This window comes from Lachnospira sp. CLA-JM-H23 (assembly GCF_040096425.1).
Classification (GTDB): Bacteria; Bacillota; Clostridia; order Lachnospirales; family Lachnospiraceae; genus Lachnospira; species Lachnospira rogosae.
Genome location: NZ_JBBMET010000003.1, coordinates 166,804 through 188,899 on the forward strand (window position 1 = coordinate 166,804; position 22,096 = coordinate 188,899).

20 protein-coding genes are annotated in these 22,096 nt (G+C 36.9%); 17 read left to right on the top strand and 3 right to left on the bottom strand.

Annotation, left to right across the window (positions count from 1 at the left end):
* Nucleotides 1-17: 17 nt before the first annotated feature.
* The 6 genes from WMO42_RS05335 to WMO42_RS05360 all read left to right on the top strand — a co-directional run bounded on the left by WMO42_RS05335 (nucleotide 18) and on the right by WMO42_RS05360 (nucleotide 5,342).
* Nucleotides 18-773, top strand: coding sequence for an AAA family ATPase (locus WMO42_RS05335; protein ID WP_022501589.1), 756 nt, complete (start codon nucleotides 18-20; stop codon nucleotides 771-773).
* A 16-nt stretch (nucleotides 774-789) separates the two neighbouring features.
* The gene (locus WMO42_RS05340; protein ID WP_090140216.1) at nucleotides 790-1,971 is read left to right on the top strand and encodes a 2-hydroxyacyl-CoA dehydratase family protein; all 1,182 of its coding nucleotides are present in this window, start codon (nucleotides 790-792) and stop codon (nucleotides 1,969-1,971) included.
* 108 nt (nucleotides 1,972-2,079) lie between these two features.
* Nucleotides 2,080-3,618 carry a 2-hydroxyacyl-CoA dehydratase family protein gene (locus WMO42_RS05345; RefSeq protein ID WP_055174303.1) on the top strand — a complete coding sequence of 513 codons (1,539 nt, stop codon included), beginning with the start codon at nucleotides 2,080-2,082 and terminating at the stop codon, nucleotides 3,616-3,618.
* Nucleotides 3,619-3,649: 31 nt separating this feature from the next.
* Nucleotides 3,650-4,447, top strand: coding sequence for an acyl-CoA dehydratase activase (locus WMO42_RS05350; RefSeq protein ID WP_022501586.1), 798 nt, complete (start codon nucleotides 3,650-3,652; stop codon nucleotides 4,445-4,447).
* Nucleotides 4,444-4,623: a hypothetical protein gene (locus tag WMO42_RS05355; protein WP_349191755.1), complete on the top strand. Its 180-nt coding sequence runs from the start codon at nucleotides 4,444-4,446 to the stop codon at nucleotides 4,621-4,623. The genes WMO42_RS05350 and WMO42_RS05355 overlap by 4 nt, the downstream gene beginning before the upstream one ends.
* Entirely contained in the window at nucleotides 4,620-5,342 is a 723-nt protein-coding gene (locus tag WMO42_RS05360) for a carbon monoxide dehydrogenase (RefSeq protein WP_349191756.1), read from the top strand. Before WMO42_RS05355 ends, WMO42_RS05360 begins: the two co-directional genes overlap by 4 nt.
* Nucleotides 5,343-5,497: 155 nt before the next feature.
* Here the strand turns inward: WMO42_RS05360 and WMO42_RS05365 are convergent, their stop codons facing one another.
* Together WMO42_RS05365 and WMO42_RS05370 are read right to left on the bottom strand one after the other, a co-directional pair.
* The gene (locus tag WMO42_RS05365) at nucleotides 5,498-6,775 is read right to left on the bottom strand and encodes a GGDEF domain-containing protein (protein WP_318295645.1); all 1,278 of its coding nucleotides are present in this window, start codon (nucleotides 6,773-6,775) and stop codon (nucleotides 5,498-5,500) included.
* A gap of 21 nt (nucleotides 6,776-6,796) precedes the next feature.
* Nucleotides 6,797-7,138 carry a hypothetical protein gene (locus WMO42_RS05370; protein ID WP_318295644.1) on the bottom strand — a complete coding sequence of 114 codons (342 nt, stop codon included), beginning with the start codon at nucleotides 7,136-7,138 and terminating at the stop codon, nucleotides 6,797-6,799.
* 163 nt (nucleotides 7,139-7,301) lie between these two features.
* Here WMO42_RS05370 and WMO42_RS05375 point away from each other — a divergent pair, with 163 nt between their 5' ends.
* From WMO42_RS05375 to pckA, 10 genes are all read left to right on the top strand, one after another.
* Nucleotides 7,302-8,612 (top strand): glycoside hydrolase family 28 protein, encoded by a 1,311-nt coding sequence (locus tag WMO42_RS05375; protein WP_090140208.1) that lies wholly within the window; start codon nucleotides 7,302-7,304, stop codon nucleotides 8,610-8,612.
* Between the two features lie 178 nt (nucleotides 8,613-8,790).
* On the top strand, nucleotides 8,791-10,113 hold the full coding sequence (locus WMO42_RS05380) for an MATE family efflux transporter (RefSeq protein ID WP_349191792.1): 1,323 nt from the start codon (nucleotides 8,791-8,793) through the stop codon (nucleotides 10,111-10,113).
* 52 nt (nucleotides 10,114-10,165) lie between these two features.
* Complete coding sequence (locus WMO42_RS05385) at nucleotides 10,166-10,957, top strand: AAC(3) family N-acetyltransferase (protein WP_349191758.1); 792 nt, start codon at nucleotides 10,166-10,168, stop codon at nucleotides 10,955-10,957.
* Nucleotides 10,958-11,447: 490 nt separating this feature from the next.
* On the top strand, nucleotides 11,448-12,074 hold the full coding sequence (locus WMO42_RS05390) for an SGNH/GDSL hydrolase family protein (protein WP_055173968.1): 627 nt from the start codon (nucleotides 11,448-11,450) through the stop codon (nucleotides 12,072-12,074).
* A 325-nt stretch (nucleotides 12,075-12,399) separates the two neighbouring features.
* On the top strand, nucleotides 12,400-13,731 hold the full coding sequence (locus WMO42_RS05395) for an MATE family efflux transporter (RefSeq protein WP_349153415.1): 1,332 nt from the start codon (nucleotides 12,400-12,402) through the stop codon (nucleotides 13,729-13,731).
* Nucleotides 13,732-13,992: 261 nt separating this feature from the next.
* Nucleotides 13,993-14,970: a choloylglycine hydrolase gene (gene bsh / locus WMO42_RS05400; RefSeq protein ID WP_090140201.1), complete on the top strand. Its 978-nt coding sequence runs from the start codon at nucleotides 13,993-13,995 to the stop codon at nucleotides 14,968-14,970.
* A 36-nt stretch (nucleotides 14,971-15,006) separates the two neighbouring features.
* On the top strand, nucleotides 15,007-16,182 hold the full coding sequence (locus WMO42_RS05405) for a MalY/PatB family protein (RefSeq protein WP_349191760.1): 1,176 nt from the start codon (nucleotides 15,007-15,009) through the stop codon (nucleotides 16,180-16,182).
* 68 nt (nucleotides 16,183-16,250) lie between these two features.
* Nucleotides 16,251-18,077, top strand: coding sequence for a GGDEF domain-containing phosphodiesterase (locus WMO42_RS05410; protein WP_349191761.1), 1,827 nt, complete (start codon nucleotides 16,251-16,253; stop codon nucleotides 18,075-18,077).
* An 11-nt stretch (nucleotides 18,078-18,088) separates the two neighbouring features.
* A complete protein-coding gene (locus tag WMO42_RS05415) occupies nucleotides 18,089-18,418 on the top strand; it encodes a hypothetical protein (RefSeq protein ID WP_349191762.1) in 330 nt (109 codons plus the stop codon).
* Nucleotides 18,419-18,712: 294 nt separating this feature from the next.
* Nucleotides 18,713-20,317 (top strand): phosphoenolpyruvate carboxykinase (ATP), encoded by a 1,605-nt coding sequence (pckA, locus tag WMO42_RS05420; protein ID WP_055173975.1) that lies wholly within the window; start codon nucleotides 18,713-18,715, stop codon nucleotides 20,315-20,317.
* A gap of 129 nt (nucleotides 20,318-20,446) precedes the next feature.
* On the opposite strand, the gene WMO42_RS05425 is transcribed toward pckA, so the two are convergent.
* Complete coding sequence (locus WMO42_RS05425; protein WP_022501989.1) at nucleotides 20,447-21,100, bottom strand: GntR family transcriptional regulator; 654 nt, start codon at nucleotides 21,098-21,100, stop codon at nucleotides 20,447-20,449.
* A 394-nt stretch (nucleotides 21,101-21,494) separates the two neighbouring features.
* Here WMO42_RS05425 and WMO42_RS05430 point away from each other — a divergent pair, with 394 nt between their 5' ends.
* On the top strand, nucleotides 21,495-22,088 hold the full coding sequence (locus tag WMO42_RS05430) for a 50S ribosomal protein L25/general stress protein Ctc (RefSeq protein WP_090140189.1): 594 nt from the start codon (nucleotides 21,495-21,497) through the stop codon (nucleotides 22,086-22,088).
* The last annotated feature ends 8 nt before the right edge of the window (nucleotides 22,089-22,096 follow it).

Here is a 22,096-nt window from a genome sequence, read left to right on the forward strand (position 1 = left end):
CAGAAAAGAGGATTATTATGACAAAGATAGTAGCAGTAGCAGGTAAGGGCGGCGTTGGAAAGACTTCGCTTGCAGGAGCATTTGTTAAAGTGCTTGTAGAGAAATATCCAGATAAGAAGATACTGGCGATTGATGCTGACCCTGCGGTTGGACTTTCTACAGTGCTTAACATAGAAGTGGACAAGACAATAGATGATATAAGAAAAGAAGTCATTAAAAATGTAGAGGACGGCGATACCAAGTCAGCCGTTGAGCTGTTAGGTGAGGCGAAGTATGAGATATATGATGCAATTAAAGAACAGGACGGCTATGCATTTATAGCGATAGGAAGACCGGAAACAGCCGGCTGTTACTGCCGGATTAATTCATATCTTAAAGAGGTGATAACACTTCTTTCTGAACAGTTTGATTATGTAGTTATAGACGGCGAGGCTGGAATTGAGCAGATTAACAGGCGTGTTATGGAAAAGGTTACACATCTTGTGCTTGTAACAGATGCAAGCAAGAAAGGCTGTCAGGTAGTTAAGACTATTAAAAATGTTGCAGATGAGCTTGTTATGTATGAGAAAGCTGGAGTTATAGTTAACCGCATACCGGATAAGAAAGTGATAGAACTTATGGATATAAGTGGGCTTCCATTATTATCTGTAATTGAAAATGATATGAAACTGGCAGAGGCAGATATTAAGGGCGAGAATATACTTACACTTTCAGATGATGACAGAATTGTTGCAGGGGCGGCAGAGGCACTTTGCAATATTGGTTTGATATAGTATTGGAGGAATATTTTTGAAGGATTTACAGCATTTATATTATTTTGAGAAACTATTAGAGGAGGTCAATAATGACCTTGTAAGAGAAGCACAGAATAAAGGCAGTATTGCAATTGGAGCAGTCTGTTTTCAAATTCCAGAGCCACTAATTAATCTTCCTGGCTGTTTCTCGGTAAGACTTAGAGCACCAAGAACAGGTTCTATAGAGATGGGTACATATTATATGAGCAGTATGCTTTGTGAGGGCTGTCGTGCCATACTTGAAAGAGCAATCGAGGGAGGGTTTGAATTTCTTGACTGCATAATAGCACCTGATGCGTGTGCACAGATGAACAGGTGCGTTGAGAATATAGAAAGACAGAATTTATGTTCCAAGGAAAAGTTCTTTGTGGAATATTCTGATGTTCCTATGAAGGACGATGAAACAGCCTTAAGACATTATGTAAGGCAGATGAGGGCACATGTATTAGAGCCGCTTAACAAGGTGTATGGAATTGATATATCAGATGAAGCATTAAGAAAGGCAGTTGATTTGCAGAATAAGATAAGCAGGCTCATAACACAGATTGGTGACTACAGAAAAGAAGACAATCCAAGAATAACAGGCTATGAATTCGCAGTGTTATGCCTTGCGACATATTGCTGTCCTAAAGAGGCACTTATTGAAAAGCTGGAGGATACGCTTAAGGAGTTGGGCACAAGACAGCCAGATGATAAGAAGAATTACAGGGCAAAGGTTGTTATGGTAGGTTCGGAGATTGATAATCCAGAACTTATAAAGCTTTGTGAGGAGGCTGGTGCGTTAGTTGTTGCTGACAGGTTCTGTTTTGGTTCACTTCCGGGAAGAAGCGAGATTATTCTTAATGACACGGAAGATGTACTTATGCAGATATGCAGGCAGTATATGCACTGGGGCAAATGTCCACGTTATATGAATACAGCTAAGATTAAGGAACGTCAGGAATATGTAGACAGCATTGCCAAAGAATACAAGGCAGACGGGCTTATATACCAGCAGATAAAGTTCTGCGATTACTGGGGATATGAGAGAGCTTCGGCATTTCATATTATGCGTGAAGAATACGGATATCCGGTGTTATCAATTGACAGACCTTATGTAGCAGGTAATTCGGGACAGATAAGGACACGAATACAGGCATTTGTTGAGAGCCTTGAGCTTAAGAAGCTTAAAAAATAATAAATGAATAATAAGATGTAAATATTAAGATGTAAATGTATGACTGAAAGAATACATTTAAGAAATTAACAATAAAAATACAGATATATGGTTAAGAAAGGATTGGCTATGTCAGGTAAACTTGGAAGTGAGCCGCTTGGTAAGTTCTATACTGGTAAGAAACCTAAGAAAAGACGTGAATGGAGAGGTTTCAAAGATACATGGTATGACTATGTAAGGTGGCTTGGATATTGGAAAACTTTGATTACATTTATAATAAAACCTAATAATATAAAAGGCTTTTTCAGATACCGCTGGATGCTTAATTATCTTGCACTGCCTGATTTTATGGACAGGCATACGGAAGGAATGAGAGGCTTACAGCTTCGTATGGCACATCAGGCACTGGGACTTATTGTTACAGATATATGTGGTATGCTTGGACAGATATTTAGGGCAGACCCTGCAATCGGCAATGATAAGGAACTTAATAAGAAGATTGTTCTTTTTGATGAGAATATGATGAGTACACTTATGGGTGGATTTCCTAATCTTGTGTGGCTTTCAGTTGAAGTTCCAGCCGTGTATACAAGCTCAATGATGTCGCAGAATGGAGTTAGCTATTATGTTGATGTAACACACGAATATGGAGTTCCGACAGATGTATGTCCTATGCCGGCGGCAGAGCTTGGAGTTGCACTTGCAGACGATTTCCCGCTTATTGGCTGTTGTGCTGTACAGTGTAATACAACCTGTGATGGAAGTCTTATGGGAAATGGAATTGAGGCACGCTCATTTAAGATTCCAACATTCCAGCTTGCTGTCCCTATAAGGCACAGGCAGGAAAGCGTGCAGGAATATGCGGCAGAAGAAGTTGTCAATGCAATACATTTTATTGAGGAGCAGACAGGAGAAAAGTTTAACTGGGATGCTTTCTTTAAAAGTATGAAAAGGTTCAATGCAGAGACAGAAGAATTCCTTGAATGGATGGAAATCTCAAAGACTGACTATCCGCAGGTTATGGGTGTTACACTTGCACTTTACAGATATGGTGTATATCAGGCGGCAGGCGGAAGAAACCAGGCATTTCTTGATATGGATAAGAAGCTCACAAGAATGGCTATGGAAGGCTATAAGAAGAAAGAGCTTGCGGCAAGGGAATACCGACACCGTGCTATGACGTGGGGTGTTCAGGCGGCATATTATACAGCACTTCCAATATGGCTGCTTAACTGCTGGGGTATAGTTACAATAACCGATATGTTAAGTATGGTATCAACAGAGATGGTCAATACAGAGGATAAACATCAGGCAATGCTTGACCTTGCATATCTGTATGAGAATATGATTATGCGTAATCGTTCTAATGGCGGTTATGAAACAGGTGTTGAAGCGTTATGGCGTTATTGTGAGATGTTTAATATAGACATAGTTATTATGTATGTACATATGGGCTGTAAATCAATGTCAGGATATCACGGCTTATTTGAGGAAGAAGCAAGAAAGCACGGCGTACATCTTATATGGGTAACACATAATCTTATGTGTCCTGAGGACGGCAGCAGAAGAGATATGAGGACAGAAATCAACAGATATATGAGAACTGTATTCCGTGAAGAGCCGCTTGACCCTACATTGGAAGATTTTGACGACTCACAGAACTGGTAAGAATTCATAAAGATAAGAAAGGAATAATAATATGGCTAAATATTATGGCGGTTGTGATGCAGGAAGTACTTACACCAAATGCGTTATATTAGATGAAACAGGAAAAATAGCAGCAAATATCACTAAAAGAAGCAGAATTAATCCAGTGCTTAGTGCTAAAGACAGCTTAGATGAGGCTGTAGCTTTAGTAGACGGGCTTAATAGTGCAGACGAACTTGATTATCTTATTGGAACAGGCTATGGACGTAATAAAGTACCATTTGCTGACGAGAACATATCAGAGATAAGCTGTCACGCTATGGGTGTTCACGTTGCCGCACCAGATGTAAAGGCGATAATAGATATCGGTGGGCAGGACGTTAAGGGTATTGCTATAGATACAGATGGAACAGTTCTTAATTTCTCAATGAATGATAAATGTGCGGCTGGTACAGGAAGATTTTTTGAGTCAATGGCAAGGGCATTTGAGATGAGCCTTGATGAGTTCTCCAAGCTTTCTTTAACAGCTAAAAATGTTATCCCTATAACAGCACAATGTGCTGTATTTGCAGAGAGTGAGGTAATCTCACTTGTAGGAGAAGGAAAGCCAATGGAGGAGATAGCCGCAGGAATTGAGCTTTCGGTAGCAAAGAGATGTTTTGTAATGGCTAAGAAGGCAGGAGTTGTTGACTCAGTTACACTTACAGGCGGCTGTGCCAAGAATGAGGGCTTAAAGCAGGCTATAGAGAAGGTGTTAAAGGTTAAGGTGGTAGAACTTCCTATAGATCCACAGCTTATGGGTGCTTTAGGAGCGGCTGAATATGCCAGACAGAAAGGAATGGCCAGATGATAATATTAAAGATAATTGGAATAGTAGCGATTGTTATTGCAGTGCTGTTTATACTCAGCCTTTTTATATATTTCTTTAATCTTGATATGAAATTTGCCTCTAAGCTTATAAAGCCGCTTACGGCATATTATAACTGGTCAAAGAACAGACGTGAGGCAGATAAGAAGAATAAATGAGTATAAAGTTATATGATAAGGATATAGCCTGTGTAATGCAGGATATAAAGGCATATGGAGAGTGCAGAAGGCTTGATAATAATGCACACTGGAAGATGAATGATAAAGAAAAGCTTGTGCTAAGAAGTGATATGGCATACGAGCTTGGCGGCGGAATGAATGAGGCGGTGAGTGCATTGGCATTTACTACGGATAAAGCTGTTGTTGATACAGACGGAGTGTATCTTATAGGTGATGATATGACAAGCATTGACAAAGATATACCATATGCAAGACTTACATTTATAAGGCTTAAGGAAAATGTGCTTGATGACACTAAAAAAGGTGCATTATATGCAGTTATGAGAGCTGTCGATTATGTAAGATACAATACATATCCGGACGGATTTATGATGAGAATATCATCAGTTAAAGAAAGAGAGCCGGTAAGAATATCAAAGGAAGCTGTAAATAGTAATATAAGCTTTTCTAATATAGGTTCAGAGCTTATAAGGGCTTATAAGACAAGAGAAGAAGTTGAGGCTGTAAAGATATACTTTATTACATCAGGTAGTGCAGATTATACAATGCTTAAGCAGTATGCAGGCAGATGTGAGCAGATAACTGATTCACTTAACCACATATTCAATGGGCTTGTTATGGATTGTTCAACGTGTTCAAGCAGGGAGTTATGTGATGAAATAGAGGATTTAAGAAAGTTTCATATGGATAAGTTGTAATAATTAGAATTAAGTTATAACAATTGAATAAATTATAGGTGTATAAAATAAAATGTTCCCTCCACAAAGTCTGTATGAAATACCACAAAAGCCAGACCTGAAATCTGACTGCTAGAGGTGTTTCATAACAGTAATTATGGATGGTGCTTTTTTGTCTAGTTAAGACGACCTTTCTTGCTCGCCCTTTTATTCTGATACATTTTCGAATCAACAACCTTAAAGCACTGATCAATTCCACTATCATCGATTATACCGTAACCTGTGGCAACGGAATATGGATAATGTTTGTCAGCCGCAATATTTTTGACATCATCAAGGAAATTATCAATTCTTCTAAGCAGTATATTGATATCAGATATATTGGAAATGACACAGAATTCATCACCGCCGATACGGTAGCAGTTACCAATGTCGTTAAAATTATCGTTGATAAGATTAGCAGTGTTAATAATGGCTTCATCTCCAAGCCTGTGTCCGTAAGTATCGTTAATACGCTTAAGGTTATTAAGGTCGGCAATCATTATGCAGCCGCCGGAAGATGGCTTATTGCGCTCCTTTTCCATATAGACTTCAAATGCAGAGCGGTTGTTAATTTTAGTCATGCCATCAGTAAATGCAAGCTCTTTATATATGCGGTTGCGTGTATGTTCAACGAAGTTATTGCGTGTAACAATGAATATAGAGCCGGCAAAATACATAAGCAGAATAAACAATCCGTAGATGGAATATTTGACCCTGCCAGTAGATGGTCTGGTAGAATAATATCTAAGTATATCCATAGTCAGGAATACACTTATTATTATAAATGCTGTGTATATTTCAGTTTCCTGCTTTGAAATAACATTATGGTTTCGTATAAATGTTATTATTGTCATTATAAATGTTGTAATTAATTCAATATGTACTATCCATAATACATTGGATAATATAATAATATGGCTTAACTGTAACATAGTAATTATTATGATTGAGCCAAATTCAATCCAGTATAAGAATTTGAAATATTTTTCATCGGCGAATGTTTCGTAAGTAAGCAGGTAACCTGTTATGGTCAATGGAAACAGAAAATAACAGGCATAGCCTATATATGATGTGAATGAGCCACGGCTTATAAATATCTGCAATATTGTTGAATTACACATAGACCAGATACCAGCAATAGCAGTTATAATACTTAACCAGCGCAGTCTTATGCACAGTTCAGTTTTAATAAAAAGTGAAGCAAAAAATATTATAATGCCACAAAGTAAAGCAAGTACACCTGTTATAGCAGGAAATGAGTGTCTGGCAAAAAGATAATATATAAGAGCACTTTTAGTTCCGCTGTGAAGCTCAAGAAGGTTCTTTATATTAAGCTGTGAAGCCATAGTTATTGTAAGTGTAAAGTCACTTTGTGGCACTTTTATAAAGTACCAGTGAGAAGGGCGTGCCATACCTATTGTGTCCATAATATCTTATTCGCTGTATACCTGCACATCATTGATGTATACATTTATTGCAGAATTATAAGCGTAAAATGCTATATAATCACCAGCAAGTTCGTCAGCTTTGATATGCTTTTTAATTGTTATGTGTCTTGTTTTTTCTTTTAATTTTATTGGAAGTTCGGTTGTATAATTATGTTCATTATACTGTATATTAAAATCATTATATATAGAAGCAGTTGTTTCATTATTAAGGCATAATCCTGTTATTCTGGTGCTAAAGAATATGGCGGTACATATAACTGCAAGTCCGGCAATAACAAAATATATGCTTTTATTAATTAAAGACATATTCGATTTGATATTTTGCATCGATGAATATTATCCTTTCATTGATTACTTGAATTGTAAATGTTAATATTAAATATAGCACGAAATAACAATAAATAATAGTAAACAATTGTATATAATAGTATGCAATCAGTGTTTATGCAGTCAAAATGTTAAAGCCAGAAACAGGCAGAATGGAGAAAGAATGTATAGAGAAGATTATAAGGTAACTGTTCCCCAGTTTAAAAGACTTGAGGTATTATTAAGTGATTGTGGAGCAATAAGCGGAAAGCTTGATATTGAAACAGGAAGACATAATGCCAGAGTAATTAATGATAAGGTAAAAGAACTTTCAGAAAATGGTGGTGGTACAATTGTAATTCCTAAAGGAATATGGGCAAGTGCACCAATACGTCTTTTATCAGATGTAAGCATAAGAATTGAAAGTCAGGGACTTCTTAAGTTCATAAAATCCAAAGAAGATTATCCTTTAATTATAACTAATTATGAGGGACAGCCATGCATAAGAACTGTATCACCTATTACAGCAGAGAATGCGGTAAATGTTGCAATTACAGGTATGGGTATGGTTGACGGAAGTGGTGATGAATGGCGTCCGGTTAAGAAGTTCAAGGTAACAGATAAACAGTGGGAACAGCTTCTAAAAAAGAGTGATAACGTATTTGAAACTAAAGAAACACAGATATGGATGCCTACTAAATCAAGCCTTCTTGGTAATGAGAAGAATATCCAGTCAGATAAAGATGAAGCTTTAGAAGAAGCAAGAGATTATTATGATTTCTACAGACCAGTAATGGTGAGCCTGCGTCATTGTACTAACGTACTTTTAAGTGGTGTAACATTTATGAATTCACCAGCCTGGAATATACATCCATTTTTCTGTGAGAATGTCACAATTGACAATATTAAGGTACGCAATCCTTATTATGCACAGAATGGTGATGGCATTGATGTAGAGTCTTGTACTAATGTCCATATTCACCACAGTGTATTTGAGACAGGTGATGATGCAATATGTATCAAAGCAGGCAAGAATGCAATAGCAAGAACAATAGATGGACCTTGCAGTAATATATATATACACGATTGTGTTGTTAATGAAGGACATGGTGGTTTCGTAATCGGAAGTGAAATGTCAAGAGGTGTTAAGGATATACTTGTTGAGAACTGCACATTTATAGGTACGGATGTAGGTGTAAGAATAAAGAGTGCACTAGGCAGAGGCGGTGTTGTTGAGAATATCACAATACGCAATATCGATATGGTTAATATAAAGGGTGAGGCAGTTATACTTACTATGGGTTATGTACTCAACCTGCTTAACCGTAATGAAACAATAGCTATGGATAATGAAGAAGATGTTCCATACTTCAGAAATATTGATATGGATGGCATTGTGTGTACAGACTGTAAGGAATTCGCTAAGATTGAACCTTTAAACGGTCGTCCAGACACGATTAAGGATGTAGTCATTAATAAACAGAAGTTCTGCTAATAAAATGTAGTAATGTCTTTCTGATTATTAACAGATGTTATGTGCCGATGATGCACACTCGCTCGAAGCTGTAGTATGTCGTAAGCGGCTGTGCTCGGTGTTAGAATGTGCGTTGCACATTCTTGTTTATATATAGAAAGAGGATAAAGTTGTGAAAAATAATAAATATGAAATAGATATGTGTAATGGTACATTAATGGATAAGCTAATTTCCTTTGCACTTCCGTTAATGCTTTCAGGTATGTTACAGCTTATGTTTAATGCTGTAGATATAATTGTTGTTGGAAGATTCACAGGCAGTACTGCACTTGCCGCGGTAGGCTCCACAACGGCACTGATTAGTACGTTTACCAATCTTTTTATAGGTGTTTCACTAGGAGCAAATGTACTTGCGGCAAGATTTTATGCAACAGGCAAAGCTAAAGAAATGTCGGAGACAGTCCATACAGCCATAGCACTTGCGGCAATAAGTGGTGTTGTTATGTCCATTATTGGCATTGCTGCCGCAAGAGAGGCACTTGTCCTTATTGACACACCAGATGATGTAATTGGACAGGCAGCACTGTATTTAAGACTGTATTTTTGTGGTATGCCATTTTTTATGCTTTATAACTATGGAGCGGCAATATTAAGGGCAGTAGGTGACACGAAAAGACCACTTATGTATCTTATAATAGCAGGTTCTACCAATGCGGTTTTAGACCTTGTGCTTGTGATAATATTTAAAATGGGTGTTGCAGGTGTTGCTATAGGAACAGTTACTTCACAGCTTATATCGTGTATTCTTGTAATAAGATGCCTTATGACAACAGAGTCAGATTACAAGTTAAGAATAAGGGATTTAAGAATAAGAAAATATTACCTTTTACAGATACTAAGTGTAGGACTTCCAGCAGGAATACAGAGTACTGTTATTAACTTTTCAAATGTATTGCTTCAATCATCAGTTAATTCATTTGGCGAGATAGCAATGGCAGGTTATACAGCCGCTAATAATATACTTGGCTTTCTTTATGTGTCTGTCAACTCAATAACACAGGCGTGTATGAGCTTTACGAGCCAGAATTATGGCGTTAGAAAATTCAAGCGAATGGATAAGGTGTTAATTGACTGTATGATACTTTCGGTTATAGTGTCAGTAGTTATCGGTGGTGGTTCATACATTTTAGGACGCCAGATACTTGGTATATACACGAACCAGAGTGAGGTTATAGAGTGTGGTATGGAGATACTTTCAATATCGACAATACCATATTTTCTGTGTGGCATTATGGATATGCTTCCAGGAGCTATGCGCGGAGTAGGTTATTCAGCAGTTCCTATGGTCCTTTCAATTGTAGGTACAGTTGGGACAAGACTTGTGTGGATATATGGTGTATTCCCAAGCCATAGAAGTCTGTATGAGTTATTCATATCGTATCCAGCTTCGTGGTTTATAACAATTGTAATGCAGGCAATATGTCTTGTATTTGTAAGAAAAAAGGTAAGAAACAAAGAATGATTATCCAATATATAATCAATGATGGATTAAATTACAAGAAGTGAGGGTTAGTATGTATACAAAGGAAGATTTAAAAGAATATTTAAAGGCTATGGGGCTTACAGGAAAAGAAACAATACTTGTTCATTCTTCAATGAAATCCATAGGGGAAGTAGAAGGCAGGGCAGATACAGTGATTGATGCCTTAATAGAATATTTTAAGGACGGACTTTTACTGCTTCCAACCCATACATGGAAAAATATTAACGAGGACAATCCAGTATACGACCCAGCGGTTACGCCGTCCTGTGTTGGGATACTTACTAATCTGTTTCTTAAAAGAGATGGGGTAATACGTTCACTTCACCCAACACACAGTATGGCAGGAATAGGTGTAAGTGCCAAAGAATATCTTGCAGGTGAAGAATACAATAACACACCTTGTACACCGGGCGGCTGTTATGACCGCTTAAAAGACTGTGGTGGAAAGATACTTCTTATAGGAGTTGGCAATGAGCGTAATACATACATTCACAGCGTTGAAGAAGTGCTTAACATACCTAACAGACTGTCAGACAAACCAATGAAACTACAGATAATTATGCCAGATAAATCTATAAAGACAGTATATGTAAGAAAGCATTACAATGCTATCCAGCCACATATATCAGAAGACTTTGTAAAGCTTGACCAGGCATTATTAGAATGTAATGCAATGACCAGAGTAAAATTCGCAGATGCCGACAGCCTCCTGTGTGATGCCGGTCAAATCTTTAAGGTGGTAAGGCACATATTGTCCCCAGCCCCCGAATGTATAGTAACAAGCCCAATCGAAAAGTCCCAGTGGCAGGACTTTACAGATTAACCCAATAAAAATATCTTTTTATATGGTCAGTGTTTAAAAATGCCTTGCTATAGTTAAAAACTATAACAAGGCATAAAATATATCAATTTTACAATCCCCCAATAATAACATATAATAATCCTACAAACATACAATAAATATATGTAAATAGCAATTACAAGTTGATAACTTATTTGAATTTTGTAACAACGCCCAATTAGAAAAGCCATCGCAACCCTACCGTCAAGTGCTGGATTGATATAAGCATAAAAAGACAATGGGGAGCCGCCGGTCCTTAAGTGCTGTTCTTTAGCACTTTAGTACCGCTGCGAGCGACACTTAGTGCAAACGTGTCTTTGTTGCTTATAACAATCCAGCACGCCTCACTATATAACAATGCTTTTCTAATGTCCGTTGTCATAACATTGAATTAGAGCACCACTGTAATGCAATTTGAGAGTGTAATGCAATTCAAAAGCAATAAATTTATATAATATTGGAGGCATACCATATGAAGCAGATACTATGTTTTGGAGATTCCAACACCTGGGGACTTATCCCTAAGACTAACCAGCGTTACCCTTGGGGCGTAAGATGGACAAGTATTTTAGATAATGAACTTAACAGACATTTTAATAATGAATATCGTGTGATAGAGGAAGGATTGTGCGGAAGAACAACAGTATTTGACGACCCATTAAGAGATGGCCGCAATTCATTCAAACTCCTTCCAACAATATTAGAGTCGCACAATCCAGTAACAGATGTGATTATAATGTTAGGAACTAATGACTGCAAGACAGTATACAACGCTTCGGCAGAAGTTATCGGACAGGGTGTGGAGAGATTAATTAATCAGGTAAAGAGCTGCCTTCCACACAGCAGAATACTTCTTGTATCACCGATACATCTTGGAAAAGGTGTGTGGGAGCAGGACTACGACCCTGAGTTCTCAGAAGCTTCTGTTGAAGTATCTAAGAAGCTTGCAGGTGTATACAGCAAAATTGCAGAAAAAGAATCAATAGATTTCTTATCAGCCTCAGATGCAGCACAGCCAAGCGAAATAGACAGGGAACACCTAAGCGAACAGGGACATAAAGAACTTGCAAGAAACATATTAAAGTGGTTTGACATTTAAAAATACATAATGTTATAATACCATAGCCTTGAGTATGATAATAACAAAGGCTGTCAGCTACAATTAATTTATAAAATATATGTGGATTTTTCTAGTTGAATCTATTTTTCGCCACATAGCTGTTAATCACAGCTATGTGGCTATTTTTGTGTAATAGGGAATTCTATCGTAATTCCTTATTGCACAAAAGGCACTATGTGCCAATAATGCACACTCGTGCGAAGATGTAATTGGTCGCAGGCGACCGCACTAGGCACAGGAATGTGTTTAGCACATTCATTTTTATGAAATAGGGGATTTACCCCAATAAGATAAGGAGATAAGTATGGATCAGACTTATATGAAGAAAGAAAACGTATTAAAACTTCTGATAACTATGGCACTTCCAATGGTTATATCAATGCTTGTAAATTCACTCTACAACATTGTAGACAGCTTCTTCGTAGCACAGATAAGCGAAGACGCGATGACTGCTATATCGCTTGTGTTTCCAATGCAGAACTTTATTAATTCGGTAATGATAGGTTTTGGAATAGGAATAAATTCAGTAATATCATTTTATATGGGTGCACAGGATAAGGTACAGGCAGACAAAGCCGCAAGTCAGGGGATATTACTTGCGACAATACACGGAATAGTAATGACAGCAGGATGTATTATGCTTATAAAGCCATTCCTTTGTATGTTTACTAATGACAGCAGTATTGTAGAATTAGGACTTCAATACTCATATATAGCATTTGCATTTTCAACAATACTTGCATGGCAGCTGGTGTTTGAAAAGACATTTCAGGCAGTTGGAAGAATGACAGCATCAATGACGGCAATGCTTGGTGGCTGTATAACTAATATCCTGCTTGACCCGATGCTTATATTCGGAGTAGGAATATTCCCTGATCTTGGAATAAGAGGAGCGGCAATTGCCACAGGAATAGGACAGACAGTAAGCCTTCTTGTGTATGTTATCATATATATACTACGACCTATGCCAGTTCGTTTTACAAGAAAATGTATGAAGCCAGAGAAAACATTATGTCTGAAAATGTATTCGGTCGGCATACCAGCCAGTCTTAATATGGCACTTCCTTCACTGTTAATATCAGCACTTAATGTAATACTAGCAGCATTTTCACAGACATATGTATTCGTGCTTGGTGTATATTACAAGTTACAGACATTTCTTTATCTGCCTGCCAATGGAGTTGTTCAGGGAATGAGACCATTAATCGGATATAATTATGGTGCAGGAGAGCATAAGAGGGTTAAGAAAATATATTCGACAGCCACAATAATAGTATTAATAATTATGTGTGCTGGAACAGCTATATGCCTTGAAATACCAGATAAGCTTATAGGCTTATTCACAACTAATGCAAATACAATTAGTGCCGGTGCCAAGGCACTTAGAATAATCAGTGCAGGCTTTATCGTATCGTCAGTATCTGTAACAGCCTCTGGTGCACTGGAAGGATTGGGAAAAGGACTTCCATCACTTGTAATATCAGTATTCAGATATGCAGTTATTATAATTCCAGTTGCATTTATTCTTTCAAGGATATATGAGGTTAATGGAGTGTGGTGGTCATTTGGAGTTACTGAGTTGGTAACTGCATTTATATCGTATATAATCTATAAAAAGGCGACACATCATCATTAAATGTAATCAGACATATAAGGTATCTTATGAAACAGCATGTCATCATTACAGATTTGAGGTAAAGTCAATAATATGGTTTATGTAAATTTAATTATTGGATTTGTATAATTGCTTTATTTTGAAGAATAATGGTTGTATAATTAAAAATACAATTTACAATATTATATAAAAATATTAATTGTAATTATATGGAGAGTGAAGATAATATAATTGGTATACAATAAAATATATAAATTGCGAATAAAAGAGGAGGCTTAATATATGTGTACAGCAGTTACTTATAAGACTAAAGATTTCTATTTTGGAAGAACTCTTGATTATGAGTTCTCATATGGTGAAGAGATAACAGTTACACCAAGGAATTATATATTTGATTTCAGGCATATAGGACAGCTTAAAAGCCATTATGCAATAATTGGTATGGCATTTGTGTCAGAAGGATACCCACTTTATTATGATGCGGTTAATGAAAAAGGTCTTGGAATGGCTGGACTTAACTTTGTTGGCAATGCGGCATATAAAGCATCAGTATGTGGTGAGAAGGATATAGCACAGTTTGAGTTCATACCTTGGATATTAAGCCAGTGTGCGACAGTCAGCGAAGCAAGAGCTAAGCTTGATGGAATTAATCTTACAGGAACACCATTCAGCAGCCAGCTTCCAGCGGCACAGCTTCACTGGATAATTGCAGATAAAGATGAAGCAATCACAGTTGAGTCTATGAAAGACGGACTTCATATATATGACAATCCGGTCGGAGTGCTTACTAACAATCCTCCATTTGATATGCAGATGTTTGCACTTAATAATTATGCAGGGCTTTCAAGCAGACAGCCAGATAATACATTTGCAGACAAGCTTAAGTTAAATGCTTACAGCCGTGGAATGGGAGCTATGGGACTTCCGGGAGATTTATCAAGCCAGTCACGTTTTATAAGAGCAGCATTTACAAGACTTAACGCAATTTCAAGCGATACAGAGGAAGAAAGTGTAAGCCAGTTCTTTCATATACTAGGTTCGGTAGAACAGCAGAGAGGCTGTTGTGAGGTAACTGACGGAAAGTATGAGATTACTATTTATACATCCTGCTGCAATGCGGCAAAGGGAATATATTATTACACAACATATGATAATCATCAGATAACAGCAGTAGATATGCACAAGGAAAATCTGGACGGAACAGAGCTTATAAGATATCCAATTATTACTAAGGGTGAAGTAAGATGGCAGAATAGATAGAATATGTCAGAATAATAGTGATGGAGAGATAAGGCGATGGAATGTACTGATAAGTATGATTTTGATACACCAATAGACAGAACTAATACGCAGTCCTTGAAATGGGATGTTGCAGAAAATGAACTTCCTATGTGGGTTGCTGATATGGATTTTAAGACAGCACCAGAGATAATTGAGGCTGTTAATAAGAGAGCGGCGCACGGAGTATTTGGATATTCAATAATACCGGAAAGCTGGAATGAGGCTGTAGCAGGCTGGTGGTCAAGAAGACATAACTGGGACATTGATAAAGACTGGATTGTGTTTAGCACAGGAGTTATACCAGCAGTGTCAAGCATAGTAAGAAAGCTTACAACACCTAACGAGAATGTTGTTATACAGACACCTGTTTATAATATATTTTTTAATTCGATAATCAATAATGGAAGAAGGGTTCTTGAGAACCCATTAAAGTATGAGAATGGTGAATATAGCATTGACTGGGAAGACCTAAAGAATAAGCTGGCTGATCCACAGACAAGTCTTATGATATTATGCAATCCACAAAATCCATCAGGAAAGATATGGAGCAGGGAAGATTTATCAAGGATAGGGGAGCTGTGTGCAAGGTATTATGTAACAGTGGTATCTGATGAAATTCACTGTGATCTTACAGACCCTGGAAAGGAATATATCCCATTTGCTTCTGTATCAGATGTATGCAGGGATATAAGCATAACCTGTGTTGCACCTACTAAGACATTTAATATTGCAGGACTACAGACAGCAGCTGTCATTGTGCCACATAAGAATTTAAGGCATAAGGTGTGGAGAGCACTTAATACTGATGAGGTTGCAGAGCCTAACGCATTTGCGGTATGGGCAGCAGAAGCAGCTTATAATTATGGCGATAAATGGCTTGATGAATTGAGAGGTTACATTTATAATAATAAAAGAATAGTTAACGAGTATGTCAATGACAATATTACATCAATAAAGGTTGTGCAATCAGAGGCAACATATCTTTTATGGCTGGATTGTTCAGCAATTACTGATAATAGCAGTGAATTAGCGGCATACATAAGAAACAGGACAGGGTTATATCTGTCAGCAGGCAATGCGTATGGCGGTAATGGAAATCAATTTTTAAGATTAAATATTGCGTGTCCTAAGGTAGTGCTTATGGACGGACTTAAAAGACTTGAAGAAGGTATCAGGCTGGCTATGAATTAACAAGTTGTTAAGCTGGCAGTTGATTAACTTTGTAAGGATATACTAGCTGATAATTAATGGGGTAATATATGGAAAATGGAAGTTTGCAATACGAAAATCAAATATTAAAATCAGAACTTGAGGCAGAACATTTTATTCTTACACAGATGGCAGAACTTGGAAAGGTAAGAAATGTACGGGAATGTCAGGTAGCAATAAATAATCTTCTTGAAAAAATCGGACATTTTACGAAAGCTGACAGAGCATATATAGTTGATGAAAAAGACGGTTGTTATTATAACACATATGAGTGGTGTAATGAAGGTATTGAACCACAGATTAATCAACTTCAGAATTTGAGAGCAGAGGATATGCCGTATTGGATACCAAAGCTTTCAAGTGGTGAGAGTATATTTATTGAAGATTTGGAAAATGTAAAAGAGACTATGCCTGTTGAATATGAAATATTAAAGCCTCAGAATATACATACACTTATAGTGTTTCCAATAATATTAAGCAATACATTAAAAGGGTTTATAGGTGTTGATAATCCTAATATAAAGGATGCAAAGGACGTAATCAGACTACTTGCGGCACTGGGGAGTTATCTTGGTACTACAAGAGAGAATGCCGCTGTATATGCCAAGCTTGAATACAGGCTTAATTACGATTCACTTACCAAGGCGTATAACAGGTATGGGTTTTACAAGAATGCACAGAAGCTCATAAAGGAGCATACTGATACAGAGTATTGCCTTATATTATCAGATATTAAGAGTTTTAAGCTTATTAATGAAATATATGGTGAGAATATTGCAGATAAGATATTAATAGATGAAGTTAATATTATCAGGCAGAAGATGAAAGGTAATTCAGTTCTTGGAAGACTTAATGGTGACATAATTGCTATGGTTATTCCTAAGGAGTATCTGTCTGAGAAAGAATTTTCTGATATGATAAAGCTGCTTAGTGACAGGTATTCCAACAAGAATTTTAGGCTTCATATATATCTTGGAGTATATTACATAAAAGATGTCAATGAAACGATAAGACAGATGGTAGACAAGGTATCTCTTGTGATTATGAAGAGTAAAGGTAATATGAGCAATTATATTCTTTATTATGATGAGAATTCATATAGGAATGACATATTTAAACAGCAGCTTATAGGTGAGTTCGAGACAGCACTTAATGAGAACCAGTTCTGTATGTATTTACAGCCACAGACGGATAAGGATGGCAATATGCTTGGAGCAGAGGCACTTATAAGATGGAATCATCCTAATATGGGACTTATTATGCCAGGTGCATTTATAGAGTGCTTTGAAGATGCAGGACTTATATACAGGCTGGATAACTACATATGGGAGGAAGCTGCTAAGCAGCTTAAGATATGGAAAGACTCTGGTTATAATTATTATATATCGGTTAATATATCAGCAAAGGATTTCTATCATATTGATGTATACCAGACTTTCAAAAATCTTGTAAGTAAGTATGGTATAGATACAGATAAGCTTCACATTGAGATAACAGAAACAGCGTTATCAGAGGATAAGCAGGCGGCACATAAGACTATAGAAAGACTTCACGATGAGGGATTTATAATAGAGATAGATGATTTTGGAAGCGGATATTCTTCTTTTAATTTCCTTAAAGATGTGTGTGCTGATGTTATCAAGATAGACAGGGTATTCCTTAAGAAGTCAAGCCACGAGGAGCGTGGAGAGCAGATATTAAGGTCGATTATAAGTCTTTCACACGATATAGGAATGGACGTAATAACGGAGGGTGTTGAGAATGTTGACCAGCTTTCTATGCTTGCCAAGATGAATTGTGACTGGTTTCAGGGTTATTACTTCTCAAAGCCGGTTACTGTCGGGGATTTTGAGGAGAAGTATGGCATTAAGGCGTAAAATGTATAATAATGCTTAGGACATTGATAATATTAGTAAGCTATGATAATGAACTGCTTGAGCTTACAACGCTTGCTATAAGAATATATTCAGTAGCATATCTTTTCAATGGACTTAATATATTTACTTCGTCATTCTTTACTGCACTTAATAATGGTGCGGTATCGGCGGCAGTATCATTTCTTAGAATGTTCGTATTCCAGATAGCGATGATTATGATACTTCCGCTTATACTTGGAATTAATGGAATATGGATGGCTGTTATAGCGGCAGAACTTCTGGCATTGTTCGTAAGCCTTATATTCATAATAATAAACCGCAAGAAATACGGTTATGTGTAAGAATATAGATATAGATAATAATACACATATGTGTAGGAATACGGCATATATAATACAGATATATGTATAAATACGGTTATATGTAAAATAGTAATGATATTTAATTGGAATTTAACATAAATATTAGGAATTATTGATATAAAAAGTTAAAAACTTAACAATTAAAAGGTTGCTTTTTGCAGGCTGATTATGTATACTAACAGAAGAATTTGGTTAAATCCATTTTCTGTAATCTGCCAAAGGGCATACAAGCCCTATTGGTGCTACAATTTAAGAAAAGAGGTTTAATGTAAAATGGCAAACGTTGATTTAAGCAAGTATGGTATTACAGGCGCTACAGAGATTATTCACAATCCTTCTTATGAATTATTATTCGAAGAAGAAACAAAGGCTTCTAACGAGGGTTACGAAGTAGGAAAGGAAAGCGAACTTGGTGCTGTTAATGTTATGACAGGTATCTATACAGGTCGTTCTCCTAAGGATAAGTACATTGTAGTAGATGAGAATTCTAAGGACACAGTATGGTGGACTTCAGATGAGTACAAGAATGATAACCACCCAATGTCAGAAGATGTATGGGCTAAGGTTAAGGATATTGCTAAGAAAGAACTCTGCAACAAGAGACTTTTCGTAGTAGATGCATTCTGTGGTGCTAATAAGGATACAAGAATGGCTGTTCGTTTTATCGTAGAAGTAGCATGGCAGGCACATTTCGTAACTAACATGTTCATTAAGCCAACAGCAGAAGAACTTGAGAACTTCGAGCCAGATTTCGTAGTATATAACGCTTCTAAGGCTAAGGTTGAGAATTACGCAGAATTAGGTCTTAACTCAGAGACATGTGTAGCATTCAACATCACAAGCCACGAGCAGGTAATCATCAACACATGGTATGGTGGAGAGATGAAGAAGGGTATGTTCTCTATGATGAACTACTACCTTCCACTTAAGGGAATGGCTTCAATGCACTGCTCAGCTAACACAGATATGAATGGTGAGAACACAGCTATCTTCTTTGGTCTTTCAGGAACTGGTAAGACAACTCTTTCTACAGATCCTAAGAGACTTCTTATCGGTGATGATGAACACGGCTGGGATGACAATGGTGTATTCAACTTTGAAGGTGGATGCTACGCTAAGGTTATCAACCTTGATAAGGATTCAGAGCCAGATATCTACAATGCTATTAAGAGAAATGCTCTTCTTGAGAACGTTACTCTTGATGAGAATGGTAAGATTGACTTTGCTGATAAGAGCGTAACAGAGAATACTCGTGTATCTTATCCAATTGACCATATTAAGAATATTGTAAGACCTATATCTTCAGCTCCAGCTGCTAAGAATGTTATCTTCCTTTCAGCTGATGCATTTGGTGTACTTCCTCCAGTATCTATTCTTACTCCAGAGCAGACACAGTACTACTTCCTTTCAGGATTTACTGCTAAGCTTGCTGGTACAGAAAGAGGTATCACAGAGCCTACACCTACATTCTCAGCTTGCTTCGGACAGGCATTCCTTGAGCTTCATCCTACAAAGTATGCTGCTGAGCTTGTTAAGAAGATGGAAAAGAGCGGAGCTAAGGCTTACTTAGTTAACACAGGCTGGAACGGAACAGGTAAGAGAATTTCTATTAAGGATACTCGTGGTATCATCGATGCTATCCTTTCAGGTGCTATTAAGACAGCTCCTACAAAGACAATTCCTATGTTCAACTTTGAAGTACCTACAGAACTTCCAGGTGTTGATTCAGGTATCCTTGATCCTAGAGATACATATGCTGATGTTTCTGAATGGGAGACAAAGGCTAAGGATCTTGCTGAAAGATTTAACAAGAACTTCGTTAAGTATACAGGCAACGAAGCTGGTAAGGCTTTAGTAGCTGCTGGTCCTCAGTTATAATTAATAATTCTGGATATAACAGACGATTGTCAATTTAATTAAATACTTTATGAGTATATAAAAAGACCGCTTGTAATTAATGATAAACATTAGTTGCAAGCGGTTTTGTTTGACTATATTCTCCATAAATTAAAGTTCTGTCCTGACGATATTAAGAGGCATCATAAGATGGTCGATAAGGATTCTGTATGCCTCATTGCCATTGCCAGTTTTCAGGTTCTCAAAGTATTCAGAATGTTCATCTATTGTTCCATTAATACGGCCTTCAACCTCAAGTGCCGACTGTGTTGTAAGTCGGATAAGATACATAAGCTTTTGGAACATATGATTAATCTCCTCATTCTCAATGTAATTAACTAAGAGCAGGTGAAACTTATGGTCGTAATTAATAAAACTTTCGTAGTTATCATCAAGAGCAAGTGATTCTTTCTGGTGTTTGAGAATTTCACCAAGTTTCTGTATTGTATTCTGACCTTTAGCGGTCTGATATTCTTTAGCTAGGCATTGCGTACAAAATCCTTCGATAGCACATCTTATCTGGATGGTTTCCCTCATATCTTTCTGGCTTAATTGTCTTATGCGAAAGCCTTTGCTTGGGATAACTGTGATATAACCATCCTGGCTTAAGCATTGCAGAGCCTCTCTCATAGGTGTTCTTGATATGCCGAGTTCTTTGGATAATTTAGTTTCTGAGTAAAGTGTGTTGACATCGAGCTGGTGAGTAAGAATTAAATTCTTAATGTAATTATAAGCCTCAAGCTGCAATGATGACATAAGCTGCATAGATTCCTCCGTTGTATAAATGCCTGAATAAAAAGTTACGATAATAAATTTATAAATGGACTTTTAAAATAAATTAAAAAAAACATAAAAAATACAATTTACTGATATATAATAGACGATTATTATATTAAAATCAATAAAATAAATATAAAATCGGTATACCGGCACGCAATGTTCGTAATAAAATAATTTAAAATCTGAATATGTAAAGTTATTGTGTTAAAATACTATAATGAAAATATGTAATGATTGCACAAAAAAAACTTGAAAATTTGGTTAATCTGTTTAATTGCAAAGGACTATAATACAAATCGTAATAAAGAATAGATAAACTTAACAGAACCTCTTTGTTGAAGGCTTGCTAAGCAAATCAGATTTTTGGAGGAAAAGATAAATGAATACTTTAAAAGCTGAAAAAAGAAGCATGGATGACAAGGCAAAGAAATTAAGAAGGGAAGGTTATGTAACTGGCAATGTATTTGGAAGAAGCCTTGCAGAATCAATACCGGTAAAGATTGAGAAGAAAGAAGCAGAGCGTTTCTTATCAGTCTGCAACAAAGGTAGTGAGGCAAAGCTTACAATCGATACAACAGATTATGATGTTCTTGTAAAGGAAGTTGATTACGACCCAATCAAGAGACAGACATTAGAGATTGATTTCCAGGTGCTTACAGAAGGAGAAAAGGTTCACTCAGTTGCAGAGATAGTATTAGTTAATCATGACAAGGTACAGGGTGTTGTTGAACAGCATATGGAGGAAATTCCTTATAAGGCAGCTAAATCAGCGCTTGTTGAAAAGGTAAGCGTTGATATAGGAGAACTTAAGCCAGGCGACAGTATTAAGGTAGGAGACCTTGATATTGCTAAGGACAAAGATGTATCAATATCACCTGATGTATTAGAGAAGGTTATTGTAAGCGTAACAGAGCAGACATATGCCGAGACAGATACTGATACTGATGAGGATGGCGAAGCATCAGAAGCTTAATATTATGG